This window comes from Streptomyces hoynatensis, assembly GCF_003626535.1.
In the GTDB taxonomy this organism is placed as follows: domain Bacteria; phylum Actinomycetota; class Actinomycetes; order Streptomycetales; family Streptomycetaceae; genus Streptomyces; species Streptomyces hoynatensis.
The window spans coordinates 78,817-101,870 of record NZ_RBAL01000011.1; the positions used below are offsets into that span (position 1 = coordinate 78,817).

A 23,054-nucleotide genomic window follows, 5' to 3' on the forward strand; every position below is an offset into this window, starting at 1 on the left:
GGGCCGCCCGGCGGTGGCGCCGCCCGGCGGCCGGCGGCCGGGCGGCCCGGGGTGGCCGGCCGGGGTCAGCGGGCGGCGTAGTCGTGGAAGCCGCGCCCCGTCTTGCGGCCGAGGCAGCCGGCGGCCACCAGCTGGCGCAGCAGGTCGGCGGGGGCGAGGGTCGGCTCGCGGAACTCGCGGTGCAGCACGTCCTGGATGGCCAGCGAGACGTCAAGGCCGATGACGTCGAGGAGTTCGAAGGGGCCCATCGGGTAGCCGCCGCCCAGCTTCATCGCGGTGTCGACGGCCCGCGGCGAGGCGTAGTGCTCCTGCACCATCTTGATCGCGTCGTTCAGGTAGGGGAACAGCAGGGCGTTCACGATGAACCCGGCCCGGTCGCGGCAGTCCACCGGGTGCTTGCGGACCCTGGCGCAGACGGCGTGCGCGGTGGCGTGGGCGGCGTCTCCGGTGAGGATGGTGCGCACGACCTCGACCAGGCGCATCGCGGGCGCCGGGTTGAAGAAGTGCATGCCGATGACGTCCTCGGGCCGGCTCGTGGCGCGGGCGCAGGCGATGACCGGCAGCGAGGAGGTGGTGGTGGCGAGCACGGCGCCCGGGCGGCAGAGCGCGTCGAGCTCGGCGAACAGGCCGCGCTTCACGTCGAGTTCCTCGGCCACGGCCTCGATCACCAGGTCGGAGGTGGACAGGGCGGCGAGCGAGTTGGCCGGCTCGATCCGGGCCAGCACGGCGTCCCGGTCGGCCGCGGTCAGCCGGCCCTTGCGGACGGAGCGGGCCAGCGAGGCGGCGATGCGGTCCACCCCCGCGACCGCCTTCTCCTTGCTGCGCGCGGCGATGACCACGGGCAGTCCGGACACCGCGAAGACCTCGGCGATGCCGGTGGCCATGGTGCCCGAGCCGGCGATGCCGACGGCCTCGACCTGCCGGGGCTCGGCGAGCCTTGCGGGCCCCGTGGGGGTGAGGACGTCGGGCACGACGGTGCCGCTGCCCTCGCTCTCGTAGGTGTAGAAGCCGCGGCCGGCCTTGCGGCCGGTCATGCCGGCCTCGACCAGGTGCCCGAGGACCGGGGCGGGCGCGTGGGGCCGCTCGCCGGTGCGCTCGTACATCGCCTCGAGAACGGCGTGCGCGGTGTCGATGCCGACGAGGTCGAGCAGGGCCAGCGGGCCCATGGGCAGGCCGCAGCCGAAGCGCATCGCCGCGTCGATGTCCTCGCGGGTGGCGTAGCGGGACTCGAACATGGCGGCGGCCTGGTTGAGGTAGCCGAACAGCAGGCCGTCGGCGATGAGACCCGGCCGGTCGCCGACGGACAGCGGCTCCTTGCCCATCTCGCGGGCCAGTTCGGTCACGGCGTCGCGGGCCTCGGGCGCGGTGAGCACCGAGGTGGCGACCTCCACGAGGCGCATGGCCTTCGCGGGGTGGAAGAAGTGCAGGCCCAGGACGCGCTCGGGGTGCGCCGTCTCGGCGGCGAGCCGGGTGACCGGCAGGCCGTTGGTGGTGGTGGCGAGGATCGCGGTGGGCTTGACGATGTCGTCGAGCGCGGTGAACAGGCCGAGCTTGAGCGCGTACTCCTCGGGCACGGCCTCGATCACCAGGTCCGCCTCGGCGGCGGCGCGCAGGTCGGTGTCGGTGCGGAAGCGCGCCAGGATCTCCTGCCGCCCCTGGCCGGTGAGGCGCTCGTCGGCCACCGCTCTGGCGAGCCCCTCCTCGAGTTCCCCGCGGGCCCGGCGGGCCGCGGCCTCGTCGATGTCGATGCCGATCACCCTGCGGCCGGAGCGGGCGAGGGTCTCGGCGACGCCGGTGCCCAGGGTGCCGAGGCCGACGACGGCGACGGTGGGCAGCGGGACGGAGGGGGCGGACGGCTGCGGATCGGACGCGGTGGGCTGATCCATTCACGAACTCCAAGGGTGCGACCGGACGATGGGCGGGATGAGACGGGTGGAGACGGTACGAGGCGGGACGGGGACGGGATGCCTGAGGGACGTGGACGACGCGGTGTGAGCCTGCCGTGAGTCTCCCGTGTCGTGATTGAGGCGAATACCAGATCTGCGGGAAGCCGCGCGGCGTCTGTGCCGGGAGGGGCGGCCGGGACCGGGCTGCGTCGTCCGGCGCTGCGCGGGGCCGCGCCGCGGGGCCGCGCCGCGGGTCACGGCGGCGGGGCGGAACGGGGCGGAACGGGCCGGAACGGGGCGGCGGGGCGGCGGGGCGGCGCTCAGGCGGTGTGCCGGCCGGCCGGGTGGGTGCGGGCGAGCAGCAGGGCCACGTCGTCCTCGGCGCGCCCGCCGCCGATGGCGGTGTCCACCACGGCCGAGCACAGTTCCTCCAGGGGCAGCCCGGGACGGGAGAGCGCGGTGCGCAACTGCCCCAGCCCCACGTCGATGTCCGCGCCGCGGGTCTCGACGAGGCCGTCGGTGTAGAGGGCGATCACGCTGCCCTCCGGGAGTTCGAACTCGACGGACTCGAAGGTGCCAAGACCCAGGCCGATGGGCACGCCGGTGGGCAGTTCGGGGAAGCTGACCCGGCCGCCCGGGTCGGCGATCGCGGGCGGCGGGTGTCCCGCCCTGGCCATGGTGCAGCGGCGGGTGACCCCGTCGTAGACGGCGTACAGGCAGGTGGCGCCCATGGCCGCGAGGCGGGGCACGTCCCCGTCGGCCGGGCCGCCGTCCTCCTCGGACACCCGGGCCACCAGTTCGTCGAGGTGCGCGAGGACCTCGTCCGGCGACTTGTCGACATACGCGAGGGTGCGCACGGCGGTGCGCAACTGCCCCATGGTGGCTGCCGCGTTGATGCCGTGCCCGACGACGTCGCCGACGACCAGGGCCACGCGCGAGTCGCGCAGCGCGAACACGTCGTACCAGTCGCCGCCGACCCCGCCGTAGATGTTGGCGGGGATGTACCGGGAGGCGATCTCGACGCTGCCGCCGCAGCGCACGTGCCGCGGCAGGAGGGCCTGCTGGAGGGCGAGGGCCGCGGTGCGTTCCCGGGTGTACCTGCGGGCGTTGTCCAGGCTGAGCGCGGCGCGGACGCCGAGTTCCTCGGCGAGCAGCAGGTCGTCGCGGTCGAAGGGGCGCGGGTTCTCGATGCGGACGAAGACGGCGACGCCGAGGATCTCGCCGCGGGCCTGGAGCGGGACCACGATCAGGGAGTGCATTCCGGTCTCGTGGATGACCCGGGCGCGGTCGGGGTCGCGGTCGAGCCAGGTGCCGGGCGAGGTGTCGAGCCGGGGCTCGAAGTGCGGCTGCCCGGAGTCGAGGACGTGGGTGAAGGGGGAGGCGGACGGCACGTACACCGCCTCGCCGCGCCGCCACAGGGACTCGGACAGGTCCGCGTGGATGGAGGCCACCCCGGCGCGGCGGAAGACGGGGATGCGGGTGCCGGTGGGGTCCTGCCCGGCGAGCCGCGGGAGGGGCTCGTCGCCGAGCGGCACGGTGTCGGCGAGGTCCACGGTGACGTAGTCGGCGAGCAGCCCGATCGCCAGGTCCGCCAGCTCCTGCGCCGTCGTCATCACGTCCAGGGTGCTGCCGACCCTGGTGCTGGCCTGGTTGAGCAGGCTCAGCCGCTCGCGGGTCCAGCTGCGGCTGATGTCCACCGCGAGGGAGCACACGCCGAAGGGGAGGCCGTCGGAGCCTTCGAGGCGGAAGAAGGTCATCGAGATGCTGCGCCGGGAGCGCCCGTTGGGCGAGGTCCACAGGAACTCGTGGTCGACGAGGGGGGTGCCCGTGTCGAGGACCCGGCGTATCGCCTGCTCCACCGCATCCGCGTCGAATCCGCGGAGGATGTCGCGCGCGCCGCGGCCGAGTTGTTCCCGGCGCGGAATTCCCTGCACGCCTTCCGCGGTGTCGTTCAGCCAGACGCAGCGAATGTTCCGGTCCCATATGCGGATGGCGAGCGGCATTGCGCCGAGCAGGGAGGCGCTGATGTCGTTTCTCGCGGCGTGGTTCGGCTCCGGCTCTTCCAGCGGGGCGGCGGAAACCAGCGAGCCGTATTTTCCGCCGGCCGCGGTGATCGGGGTCAGCCGGAGCAGCAGGGGAATGCGGCGGCCGTCCCGGTGCCTGGCCTCGACGAAACCGGTCCGGTCCGCGCCCTCGCCCTCGCCCTCGTCGAGGAGGTGCGGCCGCCCGTCGCCGGCGGCGCGGCCGGGGCCGAGAATCAGGTGCAGCGGCCGGCCGACGGCATCCCCGGCCGCATAGCCGAGGAGCCTTTCCGCGGCAGCCGTCCAGCCGGTTATCGTGCCTTCGGCGTCCGTCACCGCGATCGCCGAGGGCGTCGCCTTCTCGGCGACGGGCGCCGTACTGCCGGGTAGGGCCATTGCGCACACCGGTCCCTCGCTGTGGAGCCGCGCAGGGCGATATCGGCCATTGTGCACCGGGGGCGCGGGGCGGGCGAGCGGGCCCCGCGGCCGGGTGGTGCGGGCGGCGTGGACACGGGTCACGGCAGCGAATACGGCGGCGCGGGCAGGGGCGCGGGAAGTGGGGGCGCGGGGTGGCGAGGGGGGAGCGGGGGGCGGGCGCGGGGCGCGGGGTGGCGAGGGGGTGCGGGGTGGCGAGGGGGGCCGGCCGTGCGGGTGCCGGTTGCCGTCGCGCGGGGGCTTGCCGGCCGTGCGGGCGAGGGACGGGGAGGGCCGGCCGGACGACGGCTGGGGGCGGCCGTGCGGGTGACGGCTGCGGGGCGCGCGCGTGGCCGGGCGGGGGTGGAGGGAGCGGGGCCTCCACTGCCCGGGGCGGCCGCGCCGGTCAGGGCCGGGAGGCGCTGCGCAGGGGTTCTTGGGCGAGGAGCGGGAGGTAGGGCCCGAAGAGGTCGCTGGTGACCTCGGGGCGGTCGTCGGCCGTGAGGATGGCCTGCTGGAGGTCCTGCAGGGCCCGGCAGGGTTCGAGGCCGAGTTCCTCGTTCAGGGTCTGGCGCGCGGTCCGGTAGACGCGCAGCGCCTCGGCCCGGCGGTCCGAGCGGTAGAGGGCGAGCATGAGCTGGCGGTGGAAGCCCTCGCGCAGCGGGTGCTGGGCCGCCAGGAGGTGCAGCTGGCCGATGAGCTCGCGGTGCTTTCCGAGTTGCAGGCGGGACTCGATCAGCATCTCCAGGCATTCGAGGCGGGCTTCGGTGATCCAGGCGAGGAACCCGTCGATGATGGGGCCGTTGCACAGGTCTTCGAGGGCCGTGCCCCGCCATTGGTCGAGGGCGGCCTCGAAGCAGGCGATGGCCTCCCGGTGGCGGCCCTCCCCCGCGTGGGCGCGGCCCTGGTCGGACAGTTCGCGAAAGCGCAGATAGTCGAGTTCGTCGTCGCCGAGCCGCAGCAGGTAGCCCGGCGGCTGGGTGATGATGCGGCTGGTGCTGTCGCCCGGCCTGCGCAGCAATTTGCGCAGCTGGGAAATGTAGACGTGCAGCCCCGCGGTGGCGCGTCGGGGAAGTTTCTCCCCCCATATTTCGAGCATCAGCTGGTCTATCGTGACCACCTGGTCGCAGCGGATCAGCAGAACCGCGAAGAGCACTTCGAGCTTTCGCGCGCTGATCACCGCGCTCCCGTGTTCGTCAACCACCCGGAAAGGACCCTGAATCTCGTACCTCAACTTTTTCCTCCGCCGATGGATTGCTTTGGAAATGTGCCGAAAATCTGGATCGATTGTCTGTCTGGCCGTCGGTTGGAATCGCCTGCCGGCTCCTCGGTCGAGGAAATGCCGATCAGGTGGGGATTTATCATCCACGCCATGTTCAGGAAAGCTCGCCGCATCATATCCTCTAACGGAATAAAACCAGTATCAAAGGCGGCACTTCACGGTGTCAAGCAACCCCTAATCCGCCCCGCCGCATCCCCCTACCCCTTATAAACGCCAACCCCTAGGTCAAAAAGCCCGCCCCTATGTTCACCTGCGCGAATTCGCTCAGGGCGAAGCGCCGGGATTCACGGCCGAGCCACCCCAGGCGCCCCTCCTCCCCATCCCTTCCGCATTCTCCACGAGTTCTCCCCATGCCGCTTTCGCGCACGCGCCCGCACGCCGCCTCGCCGCCGCCGGAAAACAACACATCCCGCCGGGGAGGTGCACCGCCCCGGCGGGATGTGTTGGCTTGGGAGTCACGGCGGCGGGCCGCCGGACGGGTGGCGCCGGCCGCTACTTGAGGCCGAACTTCTCGGCGATCTCCGGCGGCAGCGGGGGCCGGTTGGAGCCGATCACCTGGCCGGCGAGGGGCTCAAGGACCGCCAGTTCCTCCTCGGACAGCCGGAGTTCGGCGGCGCCGGAGTTCTCCTCGAGCCGGGACAGCCGGCGGCTGCTCGGGATGGGGACCACCGAGGTGCCGAACTTCTCGCCCTGCTGCATCAGCCAGGCCAGGGCGACCTGGGCCTTGGTGGCGCCGTGGGCCTCGGCGATCCGGTCGATCGGCTTCAGCAGTTCGGCGTTGTGCTCCCGGTTCGCCTCGTCGAAGCGGGGCACCGCGCGCCGCACGTCGGCGGCGTCCAGGCCCTCGGAGGTGGTGTACGCGCCGGTCAGGATGCCGCGGCCGAGCGGGGAGTAGGCGACGAGCGCGGCGCCGACCTCGGCGCAGACCGGCACGATGGCCTCCTCGATGCCGCGGTCGAAGAGCGACCACTCCATCTGCACGGCGGCGATGGGGTGCACCTGCGCGGCGGCGCGCAGCTGCTCGGGGAAGACGTTGGACAGGCCGAGCGCGCGCACCTTGCCCGCGGCCACCAGTTCCGCCATCGCGCCGACCGTCTCGGTGATCTCCACCTTGGGGTCGGGGATGTGGATGTAGTAGAGGTCGATGTGGTCGGTGCCGAGCCGCTTGAGGCTGGCCTCGCACGCCTGCGGGACGTAGTCCGCCTCGCCGCGCACCTCCAGCGTCATGTTGCCCTCGTCGTCGACGACGCCGCCGAACTTGGTCGCCAGCACGATCTCGTCACGCCGGCCCGACGCGAAGAACTGCCCGAGCAGGCGCTCGTTGGCGCCCGCCCCGTAGACGTCGGCGGTGTCCCAGAACGTCACGCCGAGATCGGCGGCGCGTCCCAGCGTCTTCAGCGACTCCGCATCGTCCACCGGCCCGTAGTGATCGCTCATGCTCATGCAGCCGAGCCCGAGCGCGGAGACGTCGATCCCCGACCCGCCGAGTGGGACAGATCGCATTTCCTGGTCCTTTCACTGCAGTGATTCCGGCCACCGGAGTCGGCCCCGGACGCGCAGGGCGTGCCCGCGCTCGATCGCCTTCCGGGCGCCCGCGACGTGGCCTCGCCACCGCGTGGAGCCGCCGTGGGTCCGCCGCCAGGAGGCGCCGCCAGGACGCGGGTCGGCCTGGCCGGGGCGACATGGACAGCGATTCCCCGCGCGCGGCATCATGGTGGGGAGACCGGGTCATTAGTGAACGCCGACGTTCACTATGGCATGGCGACCGGCGCCCTCGCAACGATTCCGTCCCGCCGGTCCCACCGCGCCCGCTCAGACCCGCTTCCCGTCCGGAGGTCCCCGATGAACTCGACCGCGACGGCGCCAGCCGCGTCCGGTCGGCCCGGCACCCGCCGGCGTGGGAACGCCCTGCGCTCCGCGATCCTCGAGGCCGCCCTGGCGCAGCTGCGCGAGTGCGGCTATGCGGCCTTGACCATGGACGGGGTGGCGGCGGCCGCGGGCACCGGCAAGGCCGCGCTGTACCGCCGCTGGGAGAACAAGGAGGCGCTGGTCGTGGACGCGCTGGCCAGCGCGCTTCCCGCACCCGGGGACTACGTGCTCACCGGCGACCATCGCGCCGACATCCGGGCGCTGTTGTGCGGCATCCGGGACGCGTTCGCCCTGTCCCAGGACGCCGCCTTCCGGGCCGCCAAGAAGAACCTCAGCGCGGGTGTCGTCGCGCTGATCCAGGAGCGAGTGGTGCTGCCGAGCCGGGCCCGCATCCTCGACATCATCCGCACCGGCATCGACTCCGGCGAGTTCCGCCCCGGCGCCGCGAACGACCGGGCCGCGGCGGCCGGCCCCGCCATGCTGGTGTTCAGCTTCGTCACGGACGGCCCCGAGGTGCCGGACGAGTACGTGGACCAGATCGTCGACGACGTCGTCCTCCCCCTGGTTCGCGCCTGACCCGACCCCCCGGCCCCCCGCTCGGCGCATCGCCGAGATGCGGCTCGAAGGGGCAACGGGTTGCCCATGAAGCCCTGATGAGCGCCCGAGCTCCCTGCGCGCCGTCGGCCCACCGCGCCGGCCGCGCCCGCAGGCGGACGCCTGGCCCGCCGGGGACTTCTCCCGGCCGCGCTCGCGGGAGCCCGCGCGCGCTCTCAGAACCACTCATTTCCGCGATCCCGAAGCGCCCCGCGGCGCGGGAGTGGCACGCCCCCCTGGATCTATAACCCCTGTGGGGTTATATTGGGGGCATGCCAAAGATCAACGTCTACCTGCCCGATGATCTGGCCGAGGCCGTCAAGCAGTCCGGCGTACCGGTGTCGGCGGTGTGCCAACGGGCCCTGGAGCAAGCCGTACGCCGGGTGACCGCCATCCGGGAGGCGGTCTTGGCCGATCACGATGACGGACCGGTCGGGGCGCTGGCGCACTTCTCGCCGAGAACGCGAACGGTGCTCAAACTGGCAGCGGAGCGTGCCCGGGACGCCGGCGCCCCGAGGATGGGCACCGAGCATGTGCTGGGCGCCATGCTGGAGGAGGGCACCAACCTGGCCCTCCACGTGCTTCGCGCCATGGAGGTCGAGCCGAAGCACGTCGCACGCGAGCTGTCCGGCCGTCAGTCCGACGTACCGGCAACGGCCCCACCCGACAGTGATCCTCGCCGGCTCGACGGGCCCGCGGCCAACGCTCTGGAGTTGGCGGTCACCGAGGCGACCGCCCTCGGTCACCACTACATCGGGTGCGAGCACCTGCTGCTCGGTCTGGCCGTCGAGCCCGACGGGGTCGCCGGACAGGTACTGCGCGCGCTGGGGGCCGATCCCAAGCCCGTGCGTCGCGCCATCACCGCCGCGCTGGCGGGCTACGTCCACCTGCGAGCCGAAGCCGGGCAGGGGCAGCCGACCGCGGCGTCCGCCGGCGCGCCGCCGGAGCTTGCCGGTGTCCTCCGCGCCGAACTCGAACCGCTGGCGCGGCGTATCGCGCGGCTGGAGGAGCACCTCGGCCTGGCCCTCGAAGGCTGACCGTCATGGTCGACCGCCCACGCAGGCCGCCCGGCCGATCGTGGCGCTCCGGCCCCCGTCTCCCTGCGGTCTGGCAGCGGCTCCTGCCGGTGCTCGACGCGGTGGGCATGTGCGAGACCAGGTTCGTCACCGGTGTGGATGCCGGGCATGATCCGGGCACTGCCCGCGGCCATGCGGTCCGCGGCGGCGCATTGGCCGCGCTGCCCCGGCGGATCGACAACCCGATGTGCACGCGCGGCCTCGACCCGGCCGGCGGCACCGTGGTGTCCACCGCAGCCGACCTCGGCCGCTTCACGTCGGCGCACCTGATGACGCCCGGCACGGACGTCATGCGGACGTTGCATGCGCCGGCCCCGGGAGGCGTGGCCACCATGCGCGGGGCCGGGCTCGGCTGGATGATCTGGGCCAACGCCGCCCAGTCCAGCGTGCGCGTCGGCGGCGCCAATCCCGGCCAATCCGGCCTGATCGCCGCCGACCCCACCACCCGGACCGCCGTCGTCGTGCTCTCCAACTCCGATCAGGGGGTCAACGCCGTCACCGCACTGCTTGACGCGCCAGGGCCGGTGTCCGGTCCCAAGCCCCAGCCCGCGCCGGCCGACCTGTCCCGCTACGCCGGCCGTTACGTCTCGCACGCCGTCACCATCGAGATCATCGCAGCCGGCGACGGCCTGCTCGCCCGCGCCGACGGGTATCCCGACATTCCGCTCACCCCGCGCGACCGCCGGACTTTCGACTCGCCGGCCGGGCCGGTGGCGTTCCTCGACTCCCACGACCACGGCACCCCCGGCAGCTTGCGCTCCCGGATGCGCGTGATGAACAGGGACGACACTGCGCGACCGCGGTGCCCCTCACCCAGGGTCCCGGCGCGGGCGCGGTCGGTCAGGAGGCAAGCGGGAGCCAAGTGATTCTTTAGAACGGGACGAAAGATGTGCCAGGGCTCCGGCCGGTCCCTGGCACAGCGTCATCTGCCCAGGCGCGCCCCACGCGTCCCGGGCACCGCCCGGCACCTGCCGTCACCGGGGGCCCGACCCCACATCGCCACCCGGAAATCCCCGCCGGGACGGGCGGCATCGCCATCCGGCCGGAAGCGCCAATGGCCGCGACATAAGGGAAAAAGCAGACAGGCTCGGAATGGGCAACAATGGTCGGCCTTTTCGATTGACTCTTATATTGCCCGATCGAATTGGCGCGTTCAGCGGGGACGTTAGCGTGCCCCAAGCAATGCGCAAGAGCCGAGACCAATCCTGCGTCACGGCAATTCTGCGGCAAGTCCAGACGAAGGACGGCAACAGTGACGGGCAGTGAACGGTTTCGGGATTCTCCGGACGGCGGTGCGCGCCGCCTGCCCGCCGCCTGCCGCCGGGCGTGGCGGGCGGTGCACCGGACGCTGACCCTCTACGGCTGGGTGTGGCTGCCCTGGCCCCCCGACCTCCGCCTCGTGGTCCGCGAGGCGGCGACCGCCGAGGGGGCGGGCGAGCCGGCGCCGCCGCAGGCGCCCGGCGGCCTGCCGCCCGCCGCCTCTCCCGAACGCTGGTGCCCCGACGCGCCCCTCAGCCCCGAGGAGCTGGCCCTGGACCGGCAGCTGCGGGACATCGGCCGCGCCGCCCCCTGACCCGGCCCGGGCCGGCCGTTTCGTCCGCCCTCCGCCGGGAACCCGGGCGGCCAGGAGCCGGAGCGGCCGCAATCCGGGGCGCGCCGGGAGTCACCGAGAGGAAGGGCAGCTGTGGTGAACGAGGGCAACGCGGGCCGGGGGCAGACGGCGGACCTGCCGGAGGGCGACGCCATCCGCATCCTGCTGGAACAGCACGCCAGGATTCGGGAGTTGTTCACCGACGTGAAAAGCGCGCGGGGCGAGCACAAGCAGCAGGCGTTCGACGAGCTGCGCGCCCTCCTCGCGGTGCACGAGACCGCGGAGGAGATGGTGCTGCGGCCCGTCGCGCGGGACACCGCGGGCGCCGAGGAGGCCAACGCGCGCAACCACGAGGAGGAGCAGGCCAATGAGGTGCTCCTCAAACTGGAGAAGATGACCATCGACAGCCGCGACTTCGACCGCACGTTCCTGGAGTTCGAGCAGGCCGTGCTGGCGCACGCCGCACGGGAGGAGAACGAGGAGTTCCCGGCCGTGCGCGCCGGGCGCAACGAGGCGCAGCTGAAGCGGATGGGCACGATGCTGCGGGCGGCGGAGAAGGTGGCGCCGACCCATCCGCACCCCGGGGCGGCGGGCAAGCCGGCGGCGCAGTGGACCGTGGGCCCCTTCGCCTCCCTGGTGGACCGCACCCGGGACGCGATCAACTCCGCCTCCTCGCGCTGACGGCCCTGGCCCGGCCCGCGGGGCGGGGGTGCCGCGGTTTGCCCCGGCTGCCGTGGGGGCACTCGCCTTCGGTTGGGCGGGGGTACGCGCCCCCGCCCGGTCAGCAGTGTGGCCGTTCGAAGAGCGAGATTCCGCGATGAGCAGACATCCTCCGATGGAGCCCGATCCGCTTCCGCCCACGCCGACGCCGCCCCCGGAGCCGGGCGGCCCGCAGCCGGGGCCCGCGCCCGGGCCAGAGCCGGGTCCCGACGTGCCCACTCCCCCGCCGGCCCCGGCTCCCCCCGACCCGCCGCCGCCCGGCCCCGGCCCCCTGGGCGCGGGCGGCTGAGGCCCCCGGTCCAGGCGCGCCACGCGGGCGCGCCGTGCCGGGCCGGACGGCGCCGGCCGGCCGGGCCCGCCCGTCTCCCGCGAGACGGGCGGGCCCTGCCGCGCAGGGGGCGCGCAGACCCGCGGGTTCCGCGGCGGCGGCCTCAGGAGGCGTGCAGCAGGGCCAGGGCGATGTGGCGGGCCATCCGGTCCATCGCCCCGGCCTCGGCCAGTTCGAAGGCCCGGTTGCCGCCGGAGCGGATCAGCGTGAGGACGCCGCGGACCGTGCCCGAGGGCAGCAGCAGCGGCACGCACAGCAGCGAGGAGGCGCCGGTGGCCGCGAGGACCGAGGCGCCGTCCGCGGTCTTCCCCAGGGCGAGCGGGTCCTCGGGCCACACCCGCACCGCGTTGCCGCCCGAGCGCGCCGCCTCCACGATCAGCGGGGCCGCCTCCGGGGACTGCCCGGCCAGCGCGTCGCGGCGTGCCCGGGCCTGCCCCTCGGCGGGACCGAACACGGCCACGCGCCGCAGCCGTTCGCCGCCCGCCTCCGCGGCGTCGGCCAGCACCCAGTCGGCGAACCTGCCGCGCAGCACCCCGCAGGCGCGCCGCAGCACCTGCTCGGCGCCCACGGCGCGGTGGGTGAGCAGCACGGTGGCCATGTCGTCGACCAGATCCATCAGTTCGGCGTGCCGGCTCACCTCCACCGGGTCCGGCCGCCCCTGGTGCGGTCCGCCCGCCGGGGCGGCCAGGGGCGCGGCCACCGCGGTCTCGGCCGCGGTCTGGAAGACGGCGAGCACGGCGCGGCGCCGCTCGCCCGAGGGCCGCACCCCGCTGAGCGTGACCCGCAGCCCCGAGGCGCCGTGCGGCTCGGGCGCCCGCAGGAGCTGCACCACCATGCTGCGGTCCCCCTCCCCGCGGGCCACGGCCGCGACCTGGCCGCGGAAGGCGGCCCTGCCCTCGTGCCGCAGCGAGGCGATCAGCGGCCTGCCGGTGGCGTAGCCGCCGCGCACCCCGAAGAGGCGGCAGGCCGCGGCGTTCAGCCGCCGCACCACGCTGTCCGCGTCCAGCAGCACCGCGGCGAAGGGCAGCCGCTGGAACAGCGCCCTCAGCAGGCGCTGCTCCCGGCCGCCGGCGGCGGACTCGGAGTGCGCGTGCGCGCCCTCCAGTTCCTCGAAGCGCGGCCACAGCACGTCGGCCGCGTAGTGAAGCTCGAACAGGGCGGCGTCGAGGGCGCCGATCCGCTCCTCGAAGGGCAGCGTCCGCATGGCGCGCAGCTCCTCGACACGCTTGCGGAAATCGGCGAGCTCGGCCGCGAACTCATCCGTATCTGCCATGGCCGCACAGTAGTACGCCCAGGCGAAGAAACGTTCGTGCACCTCGCGGGGCCGCGCCGGTTTTCTCGCCGCTCAGGCGCCGGGAGGGCCGTCTGAAGGCCGCCGGGCACCGGCCGTGAGCGCGGGCTCACAGGGCGGCGCGCACCGTCTGCAGCAGGTCGTCCCAGGAGGACTCGAAGCGGGCGACGCCGTCGTCCTCCAGGAAGCCGACCACTTCCTCGTAGGAGACGCCGAGTTCCGCGAGCCGGTCGAGGGTGTGCTGGGCCGCCTCGTAGGTGCCCTCGATGGTGTTGCCGGCGACCCGGCCGTGGTCGGCGAAGGCGTGCAGCGTGGACTCGGGCATGGTGCTGACGACGCCGGGGGCGATCAGCTCGTCCACGTAGCGGGTGTCCTGGTAGGCCGGGTTCTTCACCCCGGTCGAGGCCCACAGCGGGCGCTGGGGCCGGGCCCCGGCGGCCGCCAGGGCCTGCCAGCGCGGGGTGCGCAGGGAGCGCTCGAAGCGCTGGTAGGCGAGCCTCGCGTTGGCGATCGCCGCCTGCCCGCGCAGGTCGAGGGCCTCCGGGGAGCCGATCTTGTCGAGGCGCGCGTCCACCTCGGTGTCCACCCGGCTGACGAAGAACGAGGCGACGGAGCCGATCAGGGGCAGCCGGTGGCCGGCCGCGCGGGCGGCCTCCATCCCGTCGAGGAAGGCGGCGATCACCTGCTCGTAGCGGCCGAGCGAGAAGGTGAGGGTCACGTTGACGCTGATGCCCTCGGCCAGGGCCGCGCTGATCGCCGGCAGCCCCTCCTGGGTGGCGGGGATCTTCACGAACAGGTTCGGCCGGTCCACCAGCCACCACAGGCTCCTGACGTTGGCCAGGGTCGCCTCGGTGTCGTGGGCGAGCCGCGGGTCGGCCTCGATGGAGACGCGGCCGTCCACGCCGTCGGTCGCCTCGTACACCGGGCGCAGCACGTCGCAGGCCGAGCGCACGTCGGCGGCCGTCACCAGGCGCACCGCCTCCTCGGCCGCCACGCCCATCCGGGACAGGTCGGAGAGCTGCTCCTGGTAGTAGTCGCCGGCGCGCACCGCCTTGTCGAAGATGGTCGGGTTGCTCGTCACGCCGACCAGCCCGCGCTCGCGCATCAGCCGGACGAGGCCGCCCTCGGCAAGGCGCTCCCTGCTCAGGTCGTCCAGCCAGATCGCCACTCCCTCGGCGGCCAGTCGTTGCACGTTCTCGCTCATGATTCACCTGTGCTCGGTCATCCCGTGGGCATCGTTCGCCCCCGCGGGTACCCGGCGCGTTCCGATCGACTCGACCGGATCTGCGCACCCCACGGCGCGCCGGGAACCACCCGCTCACCTGCGCGTGCCCCGGGGCGCGCGCCGCGCCCGCCCGGCCGGCGGCGGGCGGCCCGCCGGCCGTCGCGCCGCCGGTTGCCGGGTGGGGCCCGTTCAGCGCGTGCCTGCGGCCGGGAAGGCGGCGTCGAAGCCGCGCCCGCGGGTCCTGACCACCTCGTGGGCCAGGTCGAGCAGCCTCGTGTTGGTGCGCTGCGAGCGGCGGCGCAGCAGGGCGAAGGCCGCGTCGGCGTCGCAGCCCAGGATGTGCATGAGGATGCCGCACGCCTGGTCGACGACCGGCCGGGAGCGCAGCGCGTTGTCCAGTTGCTCCGCCTCGGTGCGCGCCTGCTTCCACTGGTGGTCGCGCAGCAGGGCCTGGGCGGCGAGGTCGCCGACGAGCGTGGCGGCCGTCCTGGTCTGCTCGTCGAGGAAGCCGGGCCGGAAGCCGCACAGGGTGACCGTGACCGTCATCCCGTCCCGGCGGAAGGGGAGGGTCGTGCTGGAGCGCAGCCCCGCCGCCAGGGCCGCGGTGCGGTAGGCGGGCCAGCGCTCCTCCCCCAGCAGGTCCTCGGCGACGGCGGGCTCCCCGGTGCGGATCGCGGTGGGGATGGGGCCCTCGCCCTCCTCCCACTGGACGTCGACGAGCGCGGCCAGGTCGGGGTGGGTGACCGCGGATGGCGGCTCGGCCTCGGCGGGACCCGGCTCGCCCCCCTCCTCGTAGCTGAGCGTGGTGACCGCCCCGCAGGCGGCGGGGGCGCAGGCGGCGGCCCGCTCGGCGAGGGTGACGAGCATCCCGGCGGGCGGGCCCGCCCCCAGCAGCCCGAGGGTGTCGGACGCGGAGAGGCTGTCGTCGTGCGGCATATCCGTCGGCTGCCCGGGCCGCCCGGCGGGAAACCCGGTGGTGGGGCAGCCTGCGCACCACCCCGACAGCCGCGGCAGGACCGCACGGAACCCTCACGCGGGAGGGGCCCTCTTCACCTTCCGCGCACCCGCCCGGCCGCCCTCGTGGGGGCTTGCGGCCCCCGGTCCGCCGGGCGCGGCGCGGGGTCACCGAGGGCGGCCGCCGCGTCATCCGGCCGCCGCCTGGGTACTCGGGGCGGATCGGCGGCCGAGGGACGCAAGGGCGGAGGTACGGCATGGAGGCGACCGGCAGGGCGGCGCGGGAGGCGGCGCAGGGGACGGTGACGCACCGGCTCATCGCGGGCCACCTCGTCGAGGGGCGGATGGAGCCGGGCGGGGAGATCGCGCTGCGCATCGACCAGACGCTGACCCAGGACGCGACGGGCACGCTGGTGATGCAGGAGCTGGAGGCGCTCGGCCTGGACCGGGTGCGCACCGAGGTGAGCGTCCAGTACGTGGACCACAACATCCTGCAGTCCGACGAGCGCAACGCCGAGGACCACGCCTTCCTGCGCTCCGCGGCGCGGCGCTTCGGCCTGTGGTACTCCAAGCCGGGCAACGGCGTCTCGCACCCCGTGCACATGCAGCGTTTCGGGGTGCCGGGCAAGACCCTCGCCGGCTCGGACTCCCACACCTGCGCCGCCGGTTCGCTGGGGATGCTCGCGCTGGGCACCGGCGGGGTCGAGGTGGCCATGGCGATGGCGGGCGAGCCGCTGCGGATCGCGATGCCGCAGGTGTGGGGGGTCAGGCTGACCGGCGAGCTGCCGCCCTGGGTGAGCGCCAAGGACGTGGTGCTCGAAATGCTGCGCAGGCACGGCGTCAAGGGCGCGGTGAACCGCGTGCTCGAATACCACGGGCCGGGTCTCGGCTGCCTCACCGCGATGGACCGGCACGTCATCGCGAACATGGGCGCCGAACTCGGCGCCACCACGACCGTCTTCCCCGCGGACGAGGCGGTGCGGGACTTCCTGCGCGCCGAGGGCAGGGAGGAGGACTTCACCCCGCTCGTGGCCGGGCCGGGGGCGCGCTACGACCTGACCGAGGAGATCGACCTGTCGGCGCTCGAACCGCTGATCGCCAGGCCCACCTCGCCGGGCAATGTGGTCCCGGTGCGGGAGGTGGCGGGCGAGCCGGTCCACCAGGCCGTGATCGGCTCCTCGGCCAACCCGGGGCTGCGCGACTTCGCGATCGCCGCGGCGATGGCCGAGGGGCGGCAGGCGGCCGAGGGGGTGAGCCTGGACGTCAACCCGACCTCGCGCGAGACGCTTCAGGACCTGACGAAGTCGGGGGCGATCCTCGCGCTGATCGCCGCGGGCGCCCGGGTGCACCAGGCGGGCTGCCTCGGCTGCATCGGGATGGGCCAGGCCCCGGCGGCCGGGCGCAACTCGCTGCGCACCTTCCCGCGCAACTTCCCCGGCCGTTCCGGCACCGAGGAGGACGCCGTGTGGCTGTGCTCGCCGGAGACGGCGACGGCCTCGGCGCTGACCGGCCGGATCACCGACCCGCGCGCCTGGGCCGAGGAGACCGGCATGCGCCACCCCGGGGGCGAGCTGGTGCGGCGCCAGTCGCGGAACACGACGATGCTGCAGGCCCCGCTGCCTCCGGGCGAGGCCGCCCGGGTGCGGCTCGACCGCGGTCCCGGCATCTCCTCGCTGCCCGGCTTCGAGCCGCTGCCCGACACGCTGCGGGCGCCCGTGCTGCTGAAGGTGGGCGACAACGTCTCCACCGACGAGATCTCGCCGGCCGGCGCCAGGGCCCTGCCCTACCGCTCCGACATCCCACGCCTGGCGGAGTTCACCTTCACGAGGATCGACCGGGCCTACCCGCGCCGGGCCGCCGACACGGCCGGGGACGGCGGGCACCTCGTGGTGGGCGGCGAGAACTACGGGCAGGGCTCCTCCCGCGAGCACGCCGCCATCACGCCGCGCTACCTCGGCCTGCGGGCGGTGATCGCCAAGTCCTACGCGCGCATCCACTGGCAGAACCTGGCGAACTTCGGCGTGCTCGCCCTGGAGTTCGCCGACCCGGCGGACTACGACCGCATCCGCCAGGGCGACGAGCTGCGGCTGACCGGGCTGCACGCCGCGCTGGAGGAGGACGCGGAGCCCCGGGTGGTGGCCGTCAACCTGACCCGGAACGAGGAGTACCCGCTGCGCCACCGCCTGCCGGCCCACCGCAGGGCCGCGGTGCGGGCCGGCGGGGTCGTGCAGGCGCTCGCGGCACGGGAACGGCGGCGCGCGGCGGCGTAGGGGCGGCGCGCGGCGGCGTAGGGGCGCGGGCCGGGAAAGGGCGGCGCAGGCCCGGCGGGTGCGGGCCCGGCGGGTGCGGCGCGGCGCGGCGGCTCAGCGCAGGGCGCGCCGGGGCTCGCGTCCCCGGGGCGCGCCGGGCGCCGGCCGCGGGGGCTGCTGCGGGATCTCCCGGGTGACCGGCGTCCCCGGCTCCAGGGTGAGGGGCTTTCCGTGGTGCCTGATGCCGAGCGCCTGGCCTGCGACGAGGGTGTAGGTGGCGGCGTCCGGGGTGAGGTCCACGGTGATCCGGCGGCCGAAGGCCGAGAGCCGGAAGCCGAGTTCGGTCAGGGGCTCGGCCAGCCGCGGCGCGAAGTGCAGCTCCCGGCCGCGGCGGCGCAGCCCGCCGAACCCGGCGACCAGGGCCAGCCACACCCCGGCGAGGGAGGCCAGGTGCAGGCCGTCGCGGGTGTTCTTCTCCAGGTCCTCCAGGTCGATGGCCGCCGACTCGAACAGGTGGTCGACGGCGAGTCCGAGGTGCCCGGTCTCGGCCGCCACGATCGCCTGGCAGCAGGCGGAGAGCGAGGAGTCCCGCACGGTGAGCGGCTCGTAGTACGCGAAGTCGCGGGCCTTCTCCTGCTCGGTGAACGCCTCCCCGCGCAGGAACAGGGCCAGCACCAGGTCGGCCTGCTTGACGACCTGTTTGCGGTAGAGGTCGAAGTAGGGGTGGTGCAGCATCAGCGGGTACTCCTCCGGGCCGGTGTGCGCGAAGTCCCACCGCTGGTGCCGGGTGAAGCCCGCGGACTGCTCGTGCACCCCGAGCTCGGCGTTGTACGGCAGCGCCATCCGGTCGGCGGCCGAGCGCCAGCGGGCGATCTCCTCAGGCCGCACGTCCAGGCCGCGCGCCAGGTCGGGGTGCCGGTCGGCGGCCTCGGCGGCCGCGCCGAGGTTCGCCCGGGCCATGAGGTTGGTGTAGACGTTGTCGTCGGCGACCGCGCTGTACTCGTCGGGGCCGGTGACCCCGTCGAGGTGGAAGGCGCCGTCGGGGCCGGTGTGCCCCAGCGATTCCCACAGCCTGGCCGTCCCGACCAGCAGCTCGACCCCGGCCTCCCGTTCGAACTCGGTGTCGCCGGTGCAGGCCGTGTAGCGCTCGGCGGCCTCGGCGATCGCGGCGTTCACGTGGAAGGCGGCGGTGCCGGCCGGCCAGTAGGCCGAACTCTCCTGCCCGGCGATGGTCCGCCAGGGGAACGCCGCGCCGCGCAGCCCGAACTGGCGCGCCCGCTCGATCGCCTGGGGCAGCGTGCGGTGCCGCCAGCGCAGCTCCTGGGCCGCGGCCTCGGGGCAGGTGTAGGTCAGCACGGGCAGCACGAAGGTCTCGGTGTCCCACATGCAGTGGCCCTCGTAGCCGACGCCGGTCAGGCCCTTCACCGAGATGGGCTGCTCCTCGGTGCGTACCGCCGCCTGGAAGAGCGCGTAGCGCACCGCGTGCTGCAGCTCGTCCGCGCCGGTCAGCCGCACGTCCGCACGCTCCCAGAACGCGTCAAGGCACGCGCGCTGCTCGGCCAGCAGCCCCTCCCAGCCGGTCGCCTCCGCCGCGGCGAGGGCGGCGTCCACCTCGGCGCGCAGCCCGGCGCACGAACGGGTGGCCGACCAGGCGTGGGCGACGGTCTTGCGCACCCGGAGCCGCTCCCCGCGGCGCAGCCTGGCGACGGTGGTGAACCTGGCCAGGTCCGGTTCGGCCTCCGCGTGGCTGCGCGTGCCCGCGGGGCCCGTCACCTCGTGCCCGCAGGCGGCGGCGACCGTGAGCGCGCTGCGCCTGGTGCGGTGGATCAGCCGCAGCCTGCCCCCGTCGGCGTCGTGCCGCAGGGCGAGCAGCGGGTCGGGGATGAGGGCGCCGGAACGGGGGTCGGAGCCGTCCTGAGGCGGCAGCGGCTCGTTGGCCAGCAGCTCCGACTGCACGACCACCCTGGCCTCGGCGTCGACCGGCTCGACCTCGAAGGAGACGGCGCCGATGGCCCGCTGCCCGAGCGAGACCAGCCGGGTGGAGCGCACCAGGACCCGGGTGCCCGCCGGTGAGGTCCAGTCCGCGGTGCGGCGCAGCAGGCCCGCGCGCAGGTCGAGGGTCCGCTCGTGGCGGTGCAGCCTGCCGAGGCGGATGTCGAAGGGCTCGTCGTCGACGAGGAGCCGCACGAGCTTCCCGTTGGTGACGTCGACGAGGGTCTGCCCGGTCTCCGGGCTGCCGTAGCGGGCCTCGGCGTAGGGCAGCGCGCGCAGCTCGTGCACGCCGCCCAGGTAGCTGCCCGGCAGGGCGCCCGGCTCCCCCTCGTCCAGGTTGCCGCGCCAGCCCAGGTGCCCGTTGGACAGCGCGAACAGCGACTCGCTCTGCGGCAGGACGTCCAGGTCGAGGCCGCTCTCGCGGAGCGCCCACGGCTCGGTCAGGTACTGGGGGTGGGAGATCATCGGCTACTCCCCGGCGTGGGTCGATGGCAAGCGGTCACCCCGCCGGGTACCCGTGAGCGCCGCGTCGAACCGGGTCGCCCCCGGCTCCGTCACCGGGCGCCGCCGGGCGGTTTCCCTCCCCGGGGGCGGGGGCACCCGGGGAGGCCGTCGGGAGGTGTGACCGTGAGCGAACGAGGGACCGGCACGGGCGGAGAGGGGGCCGGGTGATGGCCGCGGAACGCGCCGAGGTCCTGCGCCTCTCCGGGCACCGGGTGCGGGTGACCCGGCCGGGCAAGGAGCTGTTCCCGCAGGACGGGATCACCAAGGCGGACCTGGTGGCCCACTACCGTGCGGTGGCCCCCCGCATGCTGCCGCACCTGCGCGGCCGGCCGCTGAGCCTGGAGCGCAGGCCCGACGGGCTGGCGGGCGAGGCGTTCTTCACCAAGCGGGTGCCGGGTCACTTCCCCGGCTGGATCGCGCGCGCCGAGGTCGCCAAGAAGGACGGCACGCTGACCATGGTGGTCTGCAAGGACACCGCGACGCTCGCCTACCTGGCGGCGCAGGCGGCGATCACCCTGCATCCGTGGCTCAGCCGCCTGGACCGGCCGGAGCGGCCCGACCGGCTGATCTTCGACCTGGACCCGCCGGGGGACGACTTCGGCCTGGTGCGCTGGGCCGCGTTCGCGATGCGGGACCTCCTCGTGGAACTCGGCCTGCGCCCGGCCGTGATGACCACGGGCTCCCGCGGACTGCACCTGCTCGTCCCGCTGCGGCGGGAGGAGGACCACGACGGGGTGCGCGCCTTCGCCCGGGCGGCGGCCGGCGCGCTCGCCCGCCGCCACCCCGACCGCCTCACGACGGAACCGCGCAAGGACCGGCGGCGTGGCCGCCTCTACCTGGACACCCAGCGCAACGCCTACGCGCAGACGGGAGTCGCCCCCTACGCGGTGCGTGCCAGGCCGCACGCCCCGGTGGCGACGCCCCTCCACTGGGAGGAACTCGCGGACGAGCGGGTGGGGCCGCGGCACTGGACGCTGCGTTCGCTGCCCGGGCGCCTGGCCGACTGCCCCGACCCCTGGGCCGGCCTGGGACGCGACCGCCGCTCCCTCGGCCCGGCGCGGCGGCGCCTGGCCGAACTCGAACCCGAGTGAATCCCCGTGGAACGCCGGGCGCTTCACGGGGCGAGACGACACGAAAGGGGTGTCCTCTCATGCCTGTCTGGGGTCTGTTCTGCGGCCTGGGCGGCTATCTGCTGTGCGCGCTCGCCACGGCACGGCTGGCCTACGGAGTCCAGCGCTCCAGAATCATTCAGACCGAGGCGAGCCGGCCCGTGGACGGCGATCCGGTGCGGCGTTTCGAGGACAACGACCGGGCCAGCACGGCCACCGGCGCCTTCCTCTTCGGCCTGCTCTGGCCGCTGAGCCTGCCCTCCCATCTCGCCCACCGCTTCGCGCGGTTCGTCATCACGGCGCGCCCGCCGGCGACGGAGGCGGAACGGGAGCGCAGGGCCGAGGACCTGCGGCGCCGCATTCACGACCTGGAGGAGGCGCTGGGCGTGGGGCCGGGGCCCGCGGCGGCACAGGACCGGGAGGACGCCCGGAAAAACGTGCTGCGCAAGGGCGTTTGAGGGCCATCGGGCCGGGCATGCGACTCGACGTGCTTCGGACTGCAGGCACGCACCCTGGGAGTGGTGCGGCCTGAGCCCTGCTCCCGAGGGTGAATCGGTCGATCACCTGAGAGGGAGCGTGGAGTTCATGCCCACTGGACCCGTGCCGACGACGCGCCGCCGTCACCGTCACCACGACAGGCCCGACACCGATGCCGCCTTCCGCAGGGCCGCGTCACTTCCCGACGGGCCGGAACGCGAGGCCCTGCGGAAGGAGATCGTCTGCGCCTGGATGCCGATGGCCTCCCGGCTCGCCCGGCAGTTCCGCAACCGCGGCGAGAGCCTGGAGGACCTGGAGCAGGTGGCCCAGCTCGGACTCGTCAAGGCGGTCGCCAGGTTCGATCCCCGGATGGGGACGGCGTTCGAGAGCTACGCCGTGCCGACGATCGTCGGCGAGGTGAAGCGGCACTTCCGGGACCACCTGTGGGGGGTGCACGTGCCGCGCCACGTGCAGGAGCTGCGCAACCGGGTGCGCCGGGCGCACCACGAGCTGTCGCACTCCATCGACGGGAAGTCCCCCGACGTGGCGCAGCTGGCCGAGCGCACCGGCCTCACCCCGGCCGAGGTGCGCACCGGCCTTGCGGCGCTGGACAGTTACGCGGTGCTCTCGCTGGACGCGGAGCTGACCGACTCGGACAGCGGCTACTCGCTGCTGGACACGCTGGGGGACGCGGAGCCCGGATTCGACCGGGTGGTGGAGCGGGAGTCGGTGCGGCGCAGGCTGCGTCAGCTGCCCGAGCGGGAGCAGCGCATCCTGTACCTGAGGTACTTCCGTGACATGACGCAGCGTCAGATCGGCGAGCAGCTCGGGATCTCGCAGATGCACGTCTCGCGGCTGCTGACCAGGACCTGCACGAGGCTGCGCAAGCAGGTCGAGTCCGGCCGCCCGGCGGCGCGCCGGCGCCCCGGGCCGGCGGCGCCCGCCCGGGCCAGGCACTGAGCCGGACGCGCCCGCGCCGCGGGCCGGTGCCCGCCCGCGGGGGCGGGCACCGGCCGCTTCCCCGCTTCGGCCGGCGCACCGGGGCACAAGCCCCCTGCGGGTGAAGCCAGGTGGCGCCATCTTGACCAATCACACCCGAATGAGCGGGATTTGATGGCGAATGTCTGCCGGGAAAGGGGCCGGGGCATGGTGTCCGGCGATGCGGGCGCGCCACCCGCGCCGAGCATCCGCCACGCGGATTCGCCGCGTGGCGCCGGTCGGTCCCGCCCGCCCCGGGCGCGGACGTCCTTCTTGGAGGCACGATGTCCGTTCAGGCACTCACCCGTCTCACCCCAGCGGTGGCCGCAGAGCGCGCCGCCCTCACCGCCCTCGCCGACGCGCCGGAGACCGAGATCAGCGGCGCCCCCGTGTACGCGCCGCAGGCGGCCGGGCTGGCCCTGCTCCTCATCCTGGCCTCCCCGAAGCAGCCTTCCGAGCCGCGCGACAAGTGACGCCCGCGGGAGGCGCAGGGC

The 23,054-nt window shown here is 74.4% G+C and carries 18 protein-coding genes; 10 read left to right on the forward strand and 8 right to left on the reverse strand.

Annotated features, from left to right (window positions below; genetic code table 11):
* Positions 1-65 precede the first annotated feature (65 nt).
* The 4 genes from D7294_RS19320 to D7294_RS19335 all read right to left on the reverse strand — a co-directional run bounded on the left by D7294_RS19320 (position 66) and on the right by D7294_RS19335 (position 7,106).
* Complete coding sequence (locus D7294_RS19320; protein ID WP_120681444.1) at positions 66-1,886, reverse strand: 3-hydroxyacyl-CoA dehydrogenase family protein; 1,821 nt, start codon at positions 1,884-1,886, stop codon at positions 66-68.
* 320 nt (positions 1,887-2,206) lie between these two features.
* Positions 2,207-4,303 carry a SpoIIE family protein phosphatase gene (locus D7294_RS19325; RefSeq protein WP_120681446.1) on the reverse strand — a complete coding sequence of 699 codons (2,097 nt, stop codon included), beginning with the start codon at positions 4,301-4,303 and terminating at the stop codon, positions 2,207-2,209.
* A 424-nt stretch (positions 4,304-4,727) separates the two neighbouring features.
* Positions 4,728-5,501 (reverse strand): AfsR/SARP family transcriptional regulator, encoded by a 774-nt coding sequence (locus D7294_RS19330; RefSeq protein ID WP_479681731.1) that lies wholly within the window; start codon positions 5,499-5,501, stop codon positions 4,728-4,730.
* Between the two features lie 594 nt (positions 5,502-6,095).
* Complete coding sequence (locus tag D7294_RS19335) at positions 6,096-7,106, reverse strand: aldo/keto reductase (RefSeq protein ID WP_120681450.1); 1,011 nt, start codon at positions 7,104-7,106, stop codon at positions 6,096-6,098.
* A gap of 339 nt (positions 7,107-7,445) precedes the next feature.
* Here D7294_RS19335 and D7294_RS19340 point away from each other — a divergent pair, with 339 nt between their 5' ends.
* The 5 genes from D7294_RS19340 to D7294_RS19360 all read left to right on the forward strand — a co-directional run bounded on the left by D7294_RS19340 (position 7,446) and on the right by D7294_RS19360 (position 11,414).
* Positions 7,446-8,048 carry a TetR/AcrR family transcriptional regulator gene (locus D7294_RS19340; RefSeq protein ID WP_158674657.1) on the forward strand — a complete coding sequence of 201 codons (603 nt, stop codon included), beginning with the start codon at positions 7,446-7,448 and terminating at the stop codon, positions 8,046-8,048.
* Between the two features lie 290 nt (positions 8,049-8,338).
* Complete coding sequence (locus D7294_RS19345) at positions 8,339-9,103, forward strand: Clp protease N-terminal domain-containing protein (RefSeq protein WP_120681454.1); 765 nt, start codon at positions 8,339-8,341, stop codon at positions 9,101-9,103.
* Positions 9,104-9,192: 89 nt separating this feature from the next.
* Entirely contained in the window at positions 9,193-10,008 is an 816-nt protein-coding gene (locus D7294_RS19350) for a serine hydrolase (protein WP_147450868.1), read from the forward strand.
* A 386-nt stretch (positions 10,009-10,394) separates the two neighbouring features.
* Positions 10,395-10,715 carry a DUF6059 family protein gene (locus tag D7294_RS19355; protein WP_147450869.1) on the forward strand — a complete coding sequence of 107 codons (321 nt, stop codon included), beginning with the start codon at positions 10,395-10,397 and terminating at the stop codon, positions 10,713-10,715.
* 114 nt (positions 10,716-10,829) lie between these two features.
* A complete protein-coding gene (locus D7294_RS19360) occupies positions 10,830-11,414 on the forward strand; it encodes a hemerythrin domain-containing protein (RefSeq protein WP_120681616.1) in 585 nt (194 codons plus the stop codon).
* Between the two features lie 470 nt (positions 11,415-11,884).
* Here the strand turns inward: D7294_RS19360 and D7294_RS19365 are convergent, their stop codons facing one another.
* The 3 genes from D7294_RS19365 to D7294_RS19375 all read right to left on the reverse strand — a co-directional run bounded on the left by D7294_RS19365 (position 11,885) and on the right by D7294_RS19375 (position 15,233).
* On the reverse strand, positions 11,885-13,054 hold the full coding sequence (locus tag D7294_RS19365; protein ID WP_120681618.1) for a PAS domain-containing protein: 1,170 nt from the start codon (positions 13,052-13,054) through the stop codon (positions 11,885-11,887).
* 127 nt (positions 13,055-13,181) lie between these two features.
* The gene (gene tal / locus D7294_RS19370) at positions 13,182-14,276 is read right to left on the reverse strand and encodes a transaldolase (protein ID WP_120681460.1); all 1,095 of its coding nucleotides are present in this window, start codon (positions 14,274-14,276) and stop codon (positions 13,182-13,184) included.
* Positions 14,277-14,486: 210 nt separating this feature from the next.
* Positions 14,487-15,233: an ANTAR domain-containing response regulator gene (locus D7294_RS19375; RefSeq protein ID WP_241562483.1), complete on the reverse strand. Its 747-nt coding sequence runs from the start codon at positions 15,231-15,233 to the stop codon at positions 14,487-14,489.
* 275 nt (positions 15,234-15,508) lie between these two features.
* On the opposite strand from D7294_RS19375, the gene D7294_RS19380 reads away from it, so the two are divergent.
* On the forward strand, positions 15,509-17,521 hold the full coding sequence (locus D7294_RS19380; RefSeq protein WP_120681462.1) for an aconitate hydratase: 2,013 nt from the start codon (positions 15,509-15,511) through the stop codon (positions 17,519-17,521).
* 93 nt (positions 17,522-17,614) lie between these two features.
* Here D7294_RS19380 and D7294_RS19385 read toward each other — a convergent pair whose 3' ends face one another.
* On the reverse strand, positions 17,615-19,957 hold the full coding sequence (locus tag D7294_RS19385; protein ID WP_120681464.1) for a glycoside hydrolase family 65 protein: 2,343 nt from the start codon (positions 19,955-19,957) through the stop codon (positions 17,615-17,617).
* A 206-nt stretch (positions 19,958-20,163) separates the two neighbouring features.
* Between D7294_RS19385 and ligD the strand changes: the two genes are divergently transcribed.
* From ligD to D7294_RS19405, 4 genes are all read left to right on the forward strand, one after another.
* Positions 20,164-21,087, forward strand: coding sequence for a non-homologous end-joining DNA ligase (ligD, locus tag D7294_RS19390; RefSeq protein ID WP_120681466.1), 924 nt, complete (start codon positions 20,164-20,166; stop codon positions 21,085-21,087).
* Positions 21,088-21,146: 59 nt separating this feature from the next.
* A complete protein-coding gene (locus tag D7294_RS19395; protein ID WP_120681468.1) occupies positions 21,147-21,563 on the forward strand; it encodes a hypothetical protein in 417 nt (138 codons plus the stop codon).
* A gap of 127 nt (positions 21,564-21,690) precedes the next feature.
* A complete protein-coding gene (locus D7294_RS19400) occupies positions 21,691-22,542 on the forward strand; it encodes a SigB/SigF/SigG family RNA polymerase sigma factor (protein WP_120681622.1) in 852 nt (283 codons plus the stop codon).
* Positions 22,543-22,844: 302 nt separating this feature from the next.
* The gene (locus D7294_RS19405; RefSeq protein ID WP_120681470.1) at positions 22,845-23,033 is read left to right on the forward strand and encodes a hypothetical protein; all 189 of its coding nucleotides are present in this window, start codon (positions 22,845-22,847) and stop codon (positions 23,031-23,033) included.
* The last annotated feature ends 21 nt before the right edge of the window (positions 23,034-23,054 follow it).